Below are 13,758 nucleotides of genomic sequence, written 5' to 3' on the forward strand. Positions count from 1 at the left end.
TGCCAGAATGGGGCTACCTGGTTGTCGACACAGCAGATACTCACCGGTGACTTCCTGGCCGGCGGCGGCGAAATGGCCGAGCTGGTTCGGACAAAGGACTGGAGCGGCACGCCGCTCGGGCCGATCGATCGGTGGCCCCAGAGCCTCAAGACAACCGTCAGCCTTTGTCTCGCTTCGAATTTTCCGATCAACGTGATCTGGGGCGACGAAAACGTCCAGATCTACAACGACGGGTATCGCACCGTATGCGGTGAGGCTCACCCCCGGGCTCTCGGGGAGGACTACAGCGTCACCTGGTCAAGCGCCTGGCCGGCGATCGGCGAACCATTTCGGCAGGCGCGCCAGGGCAATACGTCATTCCTCGAAAACCAGCGGATGTTTCTGACCCGCAACGGCTATCTGGAGGAAACGTTTTTCACCTTCTCGCTTTCCCCGATCCGGGACGAGACGGGCGAGATCGGCGGCCTGTTCCATCCGGTGACGGAGACGACTGCGACCATGCTGTCGGAACGACGAACCCGCGCATTGCGGGATCTGAACGCCAGCCTGGCTTCGGCAGAAGACATGGACGACCTGTCGCGGCGCATAGTCGAAGTGCTTGCCCAGTTCGAATTCGATCTGCCGCTTCTTCTTCTTTATCATCTGTCTCCGGATGGGAGCAGCTACACGCTGGCGGCGCAGTATGGTCTGCCGGAACGAGGCCTCGCATCCATGACCACCATCGACGCGCACTCGAGCGCGCCCTGGCCGATGGAGAAGGCGCTGGCCACAGGCGGCCCTCTGGGGATCGCCATGTTTTCCGGTCTCTTCGAAGGTGCGGGGCCTTACGAGGAGCCTCCCGATCGAGCGCTCCTTCTTCCCATCGCCGTCCCCGGCCTGGACCTGCCTCCGGTGTTCGTGGTGGCGGGAGCATCGCCACGGCTGCCGTTCGACGACACCTATATGGGCTTCTACGAGCTGCTTGCGACCGCGATTTCCGCCGCAGTCAGCGCCGTGCGTGCACGAGCGGACGAGCGGCGGCGGGCCGCGGCGCTGGCGGAAATCGACCGCAGCAAGACCATGTTCTTTTCCAACGTCAGCCATGAATTCCGCACCCCGTTGACGCTGATGCTCGGGCCGCTTGCCGACGTGCTCCAACAGTCCGAGGGGCTTTCCTTCGAAGACAGGCAGCGAATTCTTGTCGCCCAGCGCAACGGCCACCGGCTGTTGAAACTGGTCAACACGCTGCTGGATTTTTCGAGGATCGAGGCGCAGCGCGTGCAGGCGTCCTTCGAACCGGTCGATATCGGCAGCCTGACCGCCGAGCTGGCATCGAATTTCAGATCCGCGATCGAACATGCCGGGCTGAGGCTGGTTGTCGAAATCGCCGACTTGCCCCAGCCGGTCTATCTCGACCGGGATCTCTGGGAGAAGATCGTCCTGAACCTGCTTTCCAACGCGTTCAAATTTACGTTCGACGGAGAGATACGCATAGCCGTTCGGCCGTCGGACGACATGGAACGTGTCGAAGTCACGATCCGCGACACCGGCACGGGAATAGCCGCCGAAGAATTACCGCGCCTGTTCGAACGCTTTCACCGCATCGAGGGTGCAAAAGGAAGGTCGTTCGAGGGTTCCGGCATCGGCCTCGCCCTGGTGCTGGAGCTGGTGCATCTCCAGGGCGGGGAAATCCGTGCCGAAAGCCGGCTTGGCGAAGGCACGTCCTTCTCGATCTCGATACCCTTCGGAAAGGCGCATATCCCTCCGGAACAGATGCGAAACTCCCAGCCGATCGAGAGCAATGTCGGCAGACGCCAGGCTTTCGTCGATGAAGCGATGTCGTGGCTCTCGGCAGGCGCTGCTGCGAGTGCCGTGTCGATGTCGCCGGCCGGGAGCACCGAGGCGGCCGAGACGCTTGCTCCGACCGGGCATATCCTGCTGGCGGACGACAATGCGGATATGCGTGCCTATGTGGAGCGGCTTCTGTCGATATCCGGCTTTACGGTCGAGACAGCGGGTGATGGAGAGGCGGCGCTCGCCGTAGCGCGTCTCAGGCGGCCGGACCTCATCGTTTCCGACGTCATGATGCCTGGGCTCGACGGCTTTGGTCTGCTGTCGAGGATACGGACGGATGGCGAACTCAAGGACACGCCCTTCATTCTGCTGTCCGCCCGTGCCGGCGAAGAGGCAAGGCTGGAGGGTATCGGCGCCGGCGCAGACGATTACCTGGTGAAGCCTTTTTCGGCTCGCGAACTGGTGGCGCGCATTGCGGCGTTGATCAGGCTATCGCGGGATCGGCGCGAAATGCTTCTGAGAGAAACTGCCGCGCGCCTTCATGAGCTGAATGCGGATCTGGAGCGCCGCGTTCTTGAACATTCGCGAGAGCGGGGGCGGACGTGGCAATATAGTCCGGACCTGCTCTCGGTGATCGACTTCGAAACAGGCGTATTCGAAAAGACCAACCCCGCCTGGAAGAAAACCCTCGGTTTGGAGGAGCAGGAACTTCTGGGCACGCCGTTGCGGGCGCTGCTTCATCCGGACGACGTTGTCGCGAGCGAAACTGCGCTGCAGGCGGCGCAACGCGGCATGCCCGTGCTTCACTTCGAAAACCGATGCCTGACCCGGGAAGGTGACTATCGCTGGCTCTCCTGGGTGGCTGTCGTCGTCGATGACAAGCTCTATTCCAGCGCCCGCGACGTCACCGACCACAAGACGCGCGACGACGAACTGAGGAAGACGCAGGAAACGCTGCGCCAGGCCCAGAAGATGGAGGTGATCGGTCAGCTCACCGGCGGTGTCGCGCACGATTTCAACAACCTCCTGATGGTCATCTCCGGTGGATTGGATGTCCTCGACAAACGCGACGATCCGGTGCGGCGGGAGCGGATCAAAAGCGGCATGCTGCAGGCAGTCAATCGTGGAGCGTCGCTCACCAGGCAATTGCTGACCTTCGCGCGACGGCAGCCATTGAAGCCGCAGCCCGTCGATCTTCGCCACCAGATTTTCCAGATGCGCGAACTTCTCGACCGGACGCTTGGCGGAGACATCACTGTCGACGTCGATGTCGATACGGGCGTGTGGCCGGTACAGGCCGACCCGTCCGAACTTGAGCTCGTGCTGTTGAACCTTTGCGTCAATGCGCGCGACGCAATGCCGGCGGGCGGGACGATCGTCATCAGCGCTTCCAATTCCATCGTCGATGCGTCGGGCAAAAAGGGTGACGTCGTGAAGATCACCGTCGCCGATGGCGGCATCGGAATGCAGCCCGAGGTTCTCAAGCGGGTGTTCGAGCCGTTTTTCACCACGAAGGAAGTCGGCAAGGGATCAGGACTGGGGCTCGCGCAGGTTTACGGGTTCGTCGAGGCCTCCGGCGGATCGGTCGAGATCAACAGCGAACCAGGGGTCGGAACGGCCGTGGACCTTTGGCTTCCCCGGTCGATGGAGGCATCATCGGAGGCGAGCGGCAACCATCCGTCCAGCGCCCACGGCGAGACGGACAGGAGTATCGCCGGAAAAATCCTGGTCGTGGAAGACGACGACAGCGTCGCCATGCTGGTCAACGACATGCTCGACCAGCTTGGCTATTCCGTAACCCGCGTCGATGGGGCGGCCGCTGCGCTGACCGCACTCGCGTCCGATGCCGAGCCGGATTTGATGTTTTCCGACATCATGATGCCTGGCGGCATCAATGGGGTGGACCTCGCAAAGGAGGTCAAGCAGAGACATCCAAAACTGCCAATCCTGCTCACATCGGGCTATGCGGACGTGCTCAAGAGCGCCGCGACCGCGGAAGGCGTGGAAATCTTGCCAAAACCCTACAGTCTCCGGCAGCTTTCGGAGGCTCTCCGGGCAACGATCCCGGATGCCAGGGAATAGACATGCGACAACCCGAAGATCGCCGGGGTCCCCGATCAGAGCACCGTTTTGCGGCCTTATGTTTGGATCATTTCGCGCGCATAGCGCGTCGGCGGCAATCCGACGAAACGGGTGAATGCGACGCTGAACGCGCTTGCGGAACCGTATCCGACACGTTCGGCAATCTCCTTCATGCCGCCGTCGCCATGCCGCAGAAGGTTCTTCGCCAGGGCCATGCGCCACGAAAGCAGGTACTCCATCGGGGTGACGCCCATGGCGCGGCGGAACCGATCGAAGAAGGCGGAACGGGAGAGGGCGGCTTCCTGGGCCAGTTGCTCCACCGTCCAGTCCAGGGTCGGATCTTCGTGCATCCGACGGATGGCGGCCGCGAGCCGTCCATCGGCCAGTCCGCGCAGAAGCCCGGGCGGCGCTGCGGTGCCCGCCGTGGACCGGAGTGCCTCGATGAGCAGCACCTCCAACAGGCGCGCCAGGATCATGTCGCGCGCAGGCCGCTGTTCGCGAGCTTCTTCCCGCACCAGCTTTACAAGGGTCGCAAGCCGTCTCTCGCCGCGAACATGCACCAGTTGCGGCAGGAGTGAAACCAGCAGGGCGGCGTCCGGCGAACCGAAGACAAAATGGCCGACCATCAGCCGGACGTCGGGCGGCCCATCCGGATTGCCATGTCTTATCTCGTCCGCGAACCTGGTGACGGTCAACGGATCCACGCCCGCCGACGGCGCTGGTTCCAGGTTCGACATGGTGAAGCCATAGGCCGACGGGATCAGAACGAAGTCACCCTCCCTCAGATCGATTGCGTCTTGCCCATCGACGGTCAGGCGGGACGAACCTTCGAGGATCACGCAGTAGAAGGGTTGTCCCGATTCCAGACGCTGAACACACCAGGCCCCCGCGCCACTGACGAGCTTCGTCGATGGCACACTGGGTTTGAGCAACGTCACCACTTCGGCGAATGGATCGACCATATCGGGACTTTCACGAATGAGAACCGGACTTCTGATTATAGTAAGTCCAATCTCGGCGGTCTAGATTTCAGGCGCTGCAAAACACAAGAAGGAGCCGCCATGAAAACCGTCCTCATCACCGGTTGCTCGTCCGGATTCGGTCTGGAGATCGCCGGGTATTTCCGCGACCGCAATTGGAAAGTCATCGCCACGATGCGTTCGCCGCGCGAGGATATTCTGCATTCCTCCGAGCACCTCCGGATACTCGCCCTCGACGTCACCGATCCGGAAAGCATTCGTCGAGCCATCGATGACGCCGGACCAATCGACGTCCTCGTCAACAATGCAGGCATCGGCTGGCTGAATGCCCTTGAAGGCACATCGATGGATACCGCTCGCGAAATCTTCGAGACGAACACCCTCGGGACGATGGCCGTGACACAGGCGGTACTGCCTCAATTCCGGCAACGGAGAACCGGCGTCGTGGTGAATGTGGCGTCGAGCGTGACGTTGAAGCCACTTCCTCTTCTTTCGGTCTATACGGCGAGCAAGGCTGCGGTGGATGCCTTCACAGAGGTTCTGGCGCTGGAACTCCAGGAGTTCGATGTGCGAGTGCGCCTGGTACAGCCCGGAAGGGCGCCCGACACCCGGTTCGGAGAAAACGCACGGTCGCGAATGCACGGTCAGGGCGGCTTCCCCGAGGCGTATGCCGGTCTGGTACAGAGGGTGTTCGCCGGTTGGGAGCAGCAGCAGTCGGCTGTCACCCGGCCACTCGATGTGGCCGAGGCAGTCTGGCTTGCGGCGACCGACCCGTCGTCACCGGCTCGCATTCCTGCCGGCGCCGACGCCGTGGCACTGGCTGGCTGACGCCGGCGCCGACTATCTTTCAAGATCGCCGCGAACCGGCTTGCCGCGGAACCCGTCCGCGGCAAGCGGGTCCTCGGCAGCGGTGTATTTATTGCAGCAAATCCGCGAAGCTGTAGAACGCCGCCGATATCGCCGCAGCTGTCGGCATCGTCACGATCCAGGCGATCACGATGTTGCCGGCAAGACCCCAACGCACCGCCGAGACCCGGCGCGCGGCGCCGACGCCGACGATCGCGCCTGTGATCGTGTGGGTCGTGGAAACGGGAATGCCGAGCCAGGTCGCGCCGAACAGTGTCAACGCTCCGCCCGTCTCGGCGCAGAAACCCTGCATCGGGTTGAGCCTCGTGATCTTCGAGCCCATGGTATGGACGATCCGCCATCCCCCGAAGAGAGTGCCGAGCGCCATTGCGGATTGGCAGGAAAGCACCACCCAGAAGGGCACGTAAAAGGTCGAACCGAGATATCCCTGGCTGAACAGAAGCACCGCGATGATGCCCATCGTTTTCTGCGCGTCATTGCCGCCGTGGCCGAGGGAGTAGAGCGACGCGGAGATAAACTGCATCACGCGAAATGTCCGATCGACCGCGAACGGCGTTTGCCGAACGAAGAGCCAGGACACGAGGAGCACGAGCAGCAGCGCCAGCAGGAAGCCGATGGCCGGCGACAGGAAGATCGCTCCGATGGTCTTCCCGAGACCGCTCCAGACAATCGAGCTCAAGCCGACCTTTGCAAGACCGGCGCCCACCAGTCCGCCGACGAGCGCATGCGAGGAACTGGACGGTATTCCGAAAATCCAGGTGAGAATATTCCAGATGATTGCCCCCATGAGGGCGGCAAAGATCACCTGGGGCGAAACGATTCCAGGATCGATGATGCCCGTGCCGAGCGTTTCCGCCACGTGCAGGCCGAAGAAAAGGAAGGCGATGAAATTGAAGAACGCCGCCCAGGCGACCGCATATTGCGGCCGCAGGACACGGGTCGATACGATCGTCGCGATGGAATTGGCCGCGTCATGAAGGCCGTTGAGAAAGTCGAAGAACAGAGCGAGTGCGATCAGGCCGAAGAGGAGCGGCAAGGCGAGAGACATATCCATCAAACGTTCTCGATAACGATGCCGCTGATCTCGTTGGCAACGTCCTCGAAACGGTCGACAACCTTTTCCAACTCGCCATAGATCTCGCTGCCGATCATGTAGGCCATCGCATCGCCGCTTGCGCCGTGACGCCGGTAGAGGTCCTTCAGGCCCTGATCATGAAGGTCGTCCGAGCGGCCTTCCACGCGGGTAACCTCCTCGGCGATCGCTGCAAGGCGTTGAGCATTCGAACCAACCTTGTTGAGAAGGGGGATTGCTTCCGAAATGAGGTTCGCCGCCTTGACGATTTCGCCGCCCATCTGCTGCATGAGCGGATCGAAGCCTGATTGCTCGAACAGCCTGATCGTTTTGACCGTTTTATGCATCATGTCGATCGCGTCATCCATCGACTGGATGAGATCCTTGATATCGCCGCGATCGAAGGGCGTGATGAAGCTCCGCCGCACGGCAAGAAGGACGTCCCGGGTGATGTCGTCGGCGTCATTCTCCAATGTGACGATCAGCTCGCAATTTTTCTCGACCTCATTGCCCTTGAGAAGCTGGTCAAGCGCGTGGGCTGCCGCGACGACTGTTTCCGAGTGCCGGCAGAACATTTCGAAGAATCTGTCTTCACGCGGCATCAGCTTCCGAAAAATACCCATCATACCATGCGACCTTCCATACGGCTGACTGTCATAAATGTGTCATAAACACGCTCGCGCATTTGAAGCAACAAGCAAAATCGACAGTTTGATCCGCATGAAATCCACAAAAAAACGCGGCAAGCCGCGACCGGACAGATCCCAGACGCTGCTCAAGCAACTCGCGGCAGTTCCCGGCAGCCTGTTCGCCGGCGCGTTTCGCCAACAATATGGCGCCTTGTGCTTTCGATATCGGGCTGACGGCCCCCAGGTTGAAATCCTGGTGATCACCTCACGCGAGGCCGGGCGGTGGGTCATCCCGAAAGGCTGGCCGATGAAGGGGAAAAAGCCATTCGAGGCGGCGGCGACCGAAGCCTGGGAGGAAGCGGGCGTGAGCGGGGCGGTGAAGAAGAAACCGGTCGGTCGCTATACCTATCTGAAAGAACTGGACAACGGCGATGTGGTCCCCTGTATCGTGGACGTATTCCAGATCGAGGTCACTGATGTCGCTGGTGCCTTCAAGGAACGGGGGCAGCGTGTTCTGGAATGGGTCAGCACCGATGAAGCGGCGCGGCGCGTTCGCGAGATCGAGCTCAAGTCGCTGCTCGTCGAATTTGAGCCGCAGGGTCGCAAGAAGCGCAATCGCGGCTAATTCTGAACCTGGTCGCCGACGCTTTGGTAGGTGGTCCTGCTTTGCAGCAGTTCACCTTGCCGCTCCAGGACCGGATAGGCCGTCGCTGCGACGAGGTGCGAATTGATCTGCTTGAAATCCCGCAACAGGTCCAGGTGCAGAGAGCTGGTCTCCGCCGTATCGACATCGCCCTCGCGCAGCCGTTTGAAATGAACGTTGGTTCCGTCGCGCTCGGCCCGCCGGAAGGCGATTTTTTCGTCGGCGAGCATGCGTGCAACCCGCTCGTCCTGCGACATGAAAAGGGCAGCAGCGGTGCGCAGATTGTTGGAGAGGCGGTCCAGCAGGCCGCTCAGTTCCTGCTGGACTTCCTTCGAGAAGGTCATTCCCCGGCGCAGTCTTTTGACAAGATGGGGAAGCACGTTCTGGTCGATGACGTCGCCTGCGTGTTCCAGGCCGGTCGAGAACAGCAGAATCTCGTCGAGGCGTCTCCGGTCGATATCGCTGAGTTCCTCCGGGTCGATGGAAGTGAGATATCGTTTGACTGCCGTATTCAGGCGGTCGAGGACATTGTCCTTCCGTCGCAATTCCGCCAGGGCGCGGCGATCGGTGCTCGTCAGGGCAGCCTTGGTTCCCGCCAGCATTTCCTCCAGCACATCGACCAGCCGCAGAACTTCCCGCGCCGCGCCCTGCAGCGCGACGACCGGCGTTTCCTTCGCTGACGGATCGAGATATCGCGGATGGCCAGGATCGCTCTCGTCGATCCGCCGCGGCAGCAGCCTGACGAGAGCGTTTGCGAACGGCGAGAGGAACGGCATGAAGACGACCGCGACCACGAGGTTGAATGCCGTGTGAAAATTCGCGACCAACCGGGCACCGTCGCCCTCGATCTGGATCATCAGCGCCGTAATCGGGGAGAGCAGCGCAAACGCCGCCAAAACGCCCAGAATTCTGGTAATCAGATTGCCGATCGGAAGCCGTCTGGCCGAAAGATCATTTGCGGACTGCCCCTCGACGACCGGATTGATCGCCGTACCCAGGTTGGCGCCGAGGGTCAGTGCGAAAGCCTGATAGGGATCGATCAGCCCCTGGCTCGCAAGCGACATGACAAGCAGGACCACCGCGACGCTCGAATGGGCGGCCCAGGTCAGTGCGGCGGCGAGCAGAAGGCTGAGGAGCGGCGTGGTCGATATGGCTGAAAGAACCGCGGCGAAGGCCGGCGTATCGGCATATTCCGTCAGCACGCCGAGCAGTTGATGTAGGGCAAGCAACATGAAGCCAAGGCCGATAAACACACGACCGAGGTCGTGGACCTGCGGATTTTGGGTGCGGCGGAACATCAGGACGCCGAGCAAAACCAGAGCCGGTGACGCGGCGGCCACGTCAAAGGACAGGACCTGCACGATGAGCGTACTGCCGACATTGGCGCCCAGCATGACGGCAAGCGCCGGGACTAGATCGACCAGCCCGTCGGCCGCGAACCCCGATGCCATCAGCCCGGTCGCCGTACTGCTCTGGAGAATTGCGGTGACGCCCAGTCCGGACAGAAAGGCTTTTATCCGGTTGTTCAGCGCGCGACCGAGAAAAGATCGGAGATTGGGGCCGAAAGCACGCTGGATGCCAGTCTGCACCATCCGCGTCCCCCATAAAAGGAGGGCTATGTGTCCGGCAAGGGTAATGATTGCTATGATGAAGGGCATGCTAGTTCCGTAAATAATCAGCCGGACGGAGAATCGAACGGGCGGCGCCAGATGTTAGCCAGCTAACATAGTTGCCGGGATCTATCGCTTTTTCAAGGCTGAGGTTTGACCGGTAGATATTTGACGGGCCACCGTCCGGTATTCCCGCAATGCGGAACATTTTTTTAGAAACGAGACGATAGGATGTCGGATCGGCAAAGTCTCGTTCGTCCTGGGGTAGTCTATTCACCACATCGGAAGGATCACGGCCATGCCGAACACCATACGCCTGCATCGCGTTCTGGCGACCAGCCCGGAGAAGATCTATCGCGCGTTCATCGAGGCTGATGCGCTCGCCAAATGGCTTCCGCCCAACGGCTTCTTGTGCACTGTACATCACCTGGAGCCCACAGTCGGCGGCAAGTTCAGGATGTCCTTCAGGAATTTCACGACGGGCAACAGCCATGCCTTCGGCGGCGAATTTGTCGAACTCGTCCCGGGCGAACTTGTCCGTTACACCGACAAATTCGACGATCCCAACCTGCCGGGCGAGATGGAAGTCACGGTAACGCTGAAGAAGGTTTCGGTCGGCACCGAGGTGAACATAACCCAGGCAGGCGTGCCGGACGTCATCCCGCCCGAGGCTTGTTATCTCGGCTGGCAGGAGTCGCTGCGGAACCTGGCCAAGGTCGTCGAGCCCGAGATCAACGAATAACCTATATCACGGCGCAAAGCCGGGAGACCGGATCGCGTCAGCGACCTTTCGCGATCCGGCGCGAGACGCAGGTTACCTGTGTTTCCAACCCGATCCGGTTCTCGTCGTGGATGACGTCGGGATCGCCATGCCGGTGGCGTTCACTCCAAATTGAGCTCCGGTGGAACTCGCCCAAACGTTGATCCGGGAACCAACGCAGGCCTGCCTTGTTGACATTCCGAAAGAGAAGGAAGTCATGCAACAGCCACCGATGAAATCCGTCCCCGACCGGCAGCCTCCCGCGCCGGCGCGATCCAATCCGGTTCCGCCCTCCGAAGCGCGATCCGATCGTCCGCAGGATGAAGCCCCCGATCCCGATCCGCATCGGAGACGGAAATATGCGCCGCAGGACCTCGTCAAGAACTATGGCCTGAGTGCGCAGGAAGCGCAGCGTCTTATCGACCGGTTCGGATCGTCCGCGGCCGGGCTGGATTTCATTCTCGCCGGGAAGGGGCGTGCCAAAAGGCATCGCCGGCAGGATATGGAACGTTCCGCCGAAGAAATCGCCTTTGGCTGAGAGGGTTTGAACAATCGCTTTTGCACGGCCTCAGCCCGCGGTCACCGCTTATGCGGTGGTCGTCGAGGCGGGCGTGCAAAACCGGACAGTGGGGTATAGACCGGAGGCCACGCCGCGGCCGTATTGTGTTACCATTGCAGCGGTCCCAAGGCGGAAAGGTCGAATGCCTCTTCAGCGTGTCGGTTTCTATGTGCTTCTGGTCCTCGTGACCATTGCGTTCGTCGCAGTCGTCCTGCCGTTTTATTCGGCGATATTCTGGGCGATCGTGCTTGCCATTATTTTCTTCCCCCTTCATGCTCGCATCGAGGCTTGGCTGGGTGGGCGGAGAAATATCGCGGCGGCGCTTTCCGTCCTGATCTGCCTTTGCGTCGTCATCATTCCAGGGCTGATCGTCCTCAGCTCGCTCGTCCAGCAGGGCAACCTCCTCTATGCGCGTATCGACAACGGCGAGATCGATGTGCGGAGGTTTTTCCAGGAACTGCAGGAGACGCTGCCCCTCTTCGTCCGCGGCTGGATCGAGCGGATCGAGCTGGAGGGTTTAGACACGCTTCGGGAGCGCGTCTCCGGCGCGCTGATGCAGGGCGGTGGTTTCTTTGCCGGACGCGCCCTGAGCCTCGGCCAGAACACGCTGCAGTTCTTCGTCGCCTTCGGAGTGATGCTCTATCTGCTGTTCTTCATGTTCCGGGACGGGCGGGTGCTCGCCCGCACGATCAGAACAGCGCTGCCTCTCAGCGATACGCATACCCGTCGCTTCACCTCCAAATTCACCGCCGTCATCCACGCCACCGTTCGGGGCAATATCATCATCGCCATCATCCAGGGCTCGATCGGCGGCATCGCGTTCTGGGCGCTCGGGGTGGAGCCGGCCTTGCTGTGGGGCGTTCTGATGAGCGTCCTGTCGCTGCTGCCGGCGGTCGGTGCTGCATTGATCTGGATGCCGACGGCCGTCTACCTGGCGCTTGCCGGCTTTTGGGTGAAGGCGATCGTGCTGGTCGCGGTCGGCGCCCTGGTCATCGGTCTTGTCGATAACCTTCTGAGACCGCGCTTGGTCGGCAGGGAAACCAAGCTTCCAGACTATGTCATCCTCATTTCCACCATCGGCGGAATCTCTCTGATCGGTATCAACGGGTTCGTTATCGGACCGCTCGTAGCCGCTCTCTTCATCGCCGCCTGGGGAATATTCGTCGAGGAGGAGGGCATTTCGGGTGCCTGACGAGGGCAATGGCCTCTCGCATGTATCTTGCCGCCGATCATACCACCGCCTCCGCGGATTTCTCCCGCAGCTCGGAAATTGACCCCGACAGGGTCGATGGAGTAGGGAAAGCCGACGCCTTATCCTGCGTTGGCTCGGACGCAGTGGTGCCGACGACCGTTTGCTGGTTTGGCACACGGCAATTCCACTTGCCGGATTGCGCCGGATACAGGGCTTAAACGGCGGATCCGGGCGAAGACGCGCGTGAAGAAGACGGTGAAGAAAGTGACGCAAACAGCTAAAAAGGCTGAATATTTCAAGGCTCCTGTCTTCGCCGTCGCGCCGATGATCGACTGGACGGACCGGCATTGCCGTTTCCTGCATCGGCAATTGTCGAAGTCGGCGCTGCTCTATACCGAGATGGTAGTGGCCGATGCGATCATTCATGGGCCGCGCGACCGGCTCCTGTCCTATTCGCCGCAGGAACATCCCGTCGCGCTGCAGCTCGGCGGTTCGGATCCGGCAAAGCTTGCCGAGGCGGTGCGGATCGCTGGCGATTTCGGCTATGACGAGATCAATCTCAATGTCGGCTGCCCGTCGGACCGGGTGCAGTCGGGCACCTTTGGCGCCTGCCTGATGCGCGATCCGGCGCATGTGGCAACGCTTGTCGAGGCGATGAAGCGGGTGTCGCGCGTGCCGGTCACCGTCAAGTGCCGGATCGGCGTCGACGACCAGGAGCCGGCGCAAGTCCTGCCGGATTTCCTTGGCCACGTGATCGGCGCCGGCGCCGATGGTGTCTGGATCCATGCCCGCAAGGCCTGGCTGCAGGGGCTGTCCCCGAAGGAAAACCGCGAGATCCCGCCGCTCGACTACGACCTCGTTTATGCCGTGAAGCGGGAAAACCCGGACGTGTTCATGGGCATCAACGGCGGCATCGCCGATCTGGAACAGGCGGCCCGGCATCTTGCCCACATGGACGGGGTGATGCTCGGCCGCGCCGCCTATCACAATACCGGATTGCTGGCCGGAGTGGATCCGCTTCTGGCGGATAACGGTTCCGGAGGAGCGCAAACCCCGGCTGTCGACTGGCCGGCGCTGCGCGACACGATGATGGACTACGCGGCGGAACTGATCGGCCGGGGCGGGCGGCTGCATCACGTCACCCGGCACATGGTCGGGCTGTTCCAGGGTTTTGCCGGCGCGCGGCGGTTTCGCCAGATCCTTTCCACCGACGCCACCCGGCCGGGCGCCGGGCCGGAGGTCATCGCGGCCGCCTTTGCCGCGGTGGATATCGACGCCGGTCCGCGGGTTCAAGCCGAAGAGAGGAAGCTGGCGGGGTGAGGGCCACATCGCGGTCGTTGGACATACTCCCCCTTGGCGACCTCGGTTTCTTTTCGTCATCCCCGGGCGAGCAAAGCGAGACCCGAAGATCGGACGGGGCGCTGAAAGTTGCCTCGTAAGGTAAGTAAGTAGTGACACCTCTCAGCGCCCCGTTCGGCGGGTTATGCCCGCGACTGCGGTCCCTCTGCGATGACGGGGGTTGTGGGAACGGTTGCGGGCCCCTCCAAAGAGGGCGTCATGCACGCTCTCAGACCACGATGCCGCAGGCCAT

Annotated in this window: 11 protein-coding genes; 7 read left to right on the forward strand and 4 right to left on the reverse strand. The window is 61.6% G+C overall.

The window, feature by feature from the left end; translation table 11 throughout:
* Window positions 1–21 precede the first annotated feature (21 nt).
* On the forward strand, window positions 22–3,855 hold the full coding sequence (locus ACSQ8R_RS08770; RefSeq protein WP_436252983.1) for an ATP-binding protein: 3,834 nt from the start codon (window positions 22–24) through the stop codon (window positions 3,853–3,855).
* A gap of 56 nt (window positions 3,856–3,911) precedes the next feature.
* Here ACSQ8R_RS08770 and ACSQ8R_RS08775 read toward each other — a convergent pair whose 3' ends face one another.
* A complete protein-coding gene (locus ACSQ8R_RS08775; protein ID WP_436252984.1) occupies window positions 3,912–4,817 on the reverse strand; it encodes an AraC family transcriptional regulator in 906 nt (301 codons plus the stop codon).
* Window positions 4,818–4,916: 99 nt separating this feature from the next.
* On the opposite strand from ACSQ8R_RS08775, the gene ACSQ8R_RS08780 reads away from it, so the two are divergent.
* Window positions 4,917–5,663, forward strand: a complete 747-nt coding sequence (locus tag ACSQ8R_RS08780; protein WP_436252985.1) for an SDR family oxidoreductase — start codon at window positions 4,917–4,919, stop codon at window positions 5,661–5,663.
* 88 nt (window positions 5,664–5,751) lie between these two features.
* Here ACSQ8R_RS08780 and ACSQ8R_RS08785 read toward each other — a convergent pair whose 3' ends face one another.
* Complete coding sequence (locus tag ACSQ8R_RS08785; RefSeq protein WP_436252986.1) at window positions 5,752–6,756, reverse strand: anion permease; 1,005 nt, start codon at window positions 6,754–6,756, stop codon at window positions 5,752–5,754.
* On the reverse strand, window positions 6,756–7,400 hold the full coding sequence (locus ACSQ8R_RS08790) for a DUF47 domain-containing protein (RefSeq protein ID WP_436252987.1): 645 nt from the start codon (window positions 7,398–7,400) through the stop codon (window positions 6,756–6,758). The genes ACSQ8R_RS08785 and ACSQ8R_RS08790 overlap by 1 nt, the downstream gene beginning before the upstream one ends.
* 94 nt (window positions 7,401–7,494) lie before the next feature.
* Between ACSQ8R_RS08790 and ACSQ8R_RS08795 the strand changes: the two genes are divergently transcribed.
* Complete coding sequence (locus tag ACSQ8R_RS08795) at window positions 7,495–8,028, forward strand: NUDIX hydrolase (RefSeq protein WP_436255421.1); 534 nt, start codon at window positions 7,495–7,497, stop codon at window positions 8,026–8,028.
* Here the strand turns inward: ACSQ8R_RS08795 and ACSQ8R_RS08800 are convergent.
* Complete coding sequence (locus ACSQ8R_RS08800) at window positions 8,025–9,704, reverse strand: Na/Pi cotransporter family protein (protein ID WP_436252988.1); 1,680 nt, start codon at window positions 9,702–9,704, stop codon at window positions 8,025–8,027. The genes ACSQ8R_RS08795 and ACSQ8R_RS08800 overlap by 4 nt on opposite strands.
* 250 nt (window positions 9,705–9,954) lie before the next feature.
* Between ACSQ8R_RS08800 and ACSQ8R_RS08805 the strand changes: the two genes are divergently transcribed.
* The 4 genes from ACSQ8R_RS08805 to dusA all read left to right on the forward strand — a co-directional run bounded on the left by ACSQ8R_RS08805 (window position 9,955) and on the right by dusA (window position 13,487).
* On the forward strand, window positions 9,955–10,398 hold the full coding sequence (locus ACSQ8R_RS08805) for an SRPBCC family protein (protein WP_436252989.1): 444 nt from the start codon (window positions 9,955–9,957) through the stop codon (window positions 10,396–10,398).
* Between the two features lie 235 nt (window positions 10,399–10,633).
* Complete coding sequence (locus tag ACSQ8R_RS08810; RefSeq protein ID WP_436252990.1) at window positions 10,634–10,954, forward strand: hypothetical protein; 321 nt, start codon at window positions 10,634–10,636, stop codon at window positions 10,952–10,954.
* A gap of 163 nt (window positions 10,955–11,117) precedes the next feature.
* Complete coding sequence (locus tag ACSQ8R_RS08815) at window positions 11,118–12,167, forward strand: AI-2E family transporter (protein WP_436252991.1); 1,050 nt, start codon at window positions 11,118–11,120, stop codon at window positions 12,165–12,167.
* A 264-nt stretch (window positions 12,168–12,431) separates the two neighbouring features.
* The gene (gene dusA, locus ACSQ8R_RS08820) at window positions 12,432–13,487 is read left to right on the forward strand and encodes a tRNA dihydrouridine(20/20a) synthase DusA (RefSeq protein WP_436255422.1); all 1,056 of its coding nucleotides are present in this window, start codon (window positions 12,432–12,434) and stop codon (window positions 13,485–13,487) included.
* Window positions 13,488–13,758: the final 271 nt, after the last annotated feature.

This window comes from Neorhizobium sp. LjRoot104 (genome assembly GCF_964253725.1).
Classification (GTDB): Bacteria; Pseudomonadota; Alphaproteobacteria; order Rhizobiales; family Rhizobiaceae; genus Neorhizobium.

Excerpts from the sequence above, each read along its gene's own strand:
- ACSQ8R_RS08775 (WP_436252984.1), bottom strand. The coding sequence starts at position 4,817 with ATGGTCGATCCATTCGCCGAAGTGGTGACGTTGCTCAAACCCAGTGTG.
- ACSQ8R_RS08780 (WP_436252985.1), top strand. The coding sequence starts at position 4,917 with ATGAAAACCGTCCTCATCACCGGTTGCTCGTCCGGATTCGGTCTGGAG.
- ACSQ8R_RS08785 (WP_436252986.1), bottom strand. The coding sequence starts at position 6,756 with ATGGATATGTCTCTCGCCTTGCCGCTCCTCTTCGGCCTGATCGCACTC.
- ACSQ8R_RS08790 (WP_436252987.1), bottom strand. The coding sequence starts at position 7,400 with ATGATGGGTATTTTTCGGAAGCTGATGCCGCGTGAAGACAGATTCTTC.
- ACSQ8R_RS08795 (WP_436255421.1), top strand. The coding sequence starts at position 7,495 with ATGAAATCCACAAAAAAACGCGGCAAGCCGCGACCGGACAGATCCCAG.
- ACSQ8R_RS08800 (WP_436252988.1), bottom strand. The coding sequence starts at position 9,704 with ATGCCCTTCATCATAGCAATCATTACCCTTGCCGGACACATAGCCCTC.
- ACSQ8R_RS08805 (WP_436252989.1), top strand. The coding sequence starts at position 9,955 with ATGCCGAACACCATACGCCTGCATCGCGTTCTGGCGACCAGCCCGGAG.
- ACSQ8R_RS08810 (WP_436252990.1), top strand. The coding sequence starts at position 10,634 with ATGCAACAGCCACCGATGAAATCCGTCCCCGACCGGCAGCCTCCCGCG.
- ACSQ8R_RS08815 (WP_436252991.1), top strand. The coding sequence starts at position 11,118 with ATGCCTCTTCAGCGTGTCGGTTTCTATGTGCTTCTGGTCCTCGTGACC.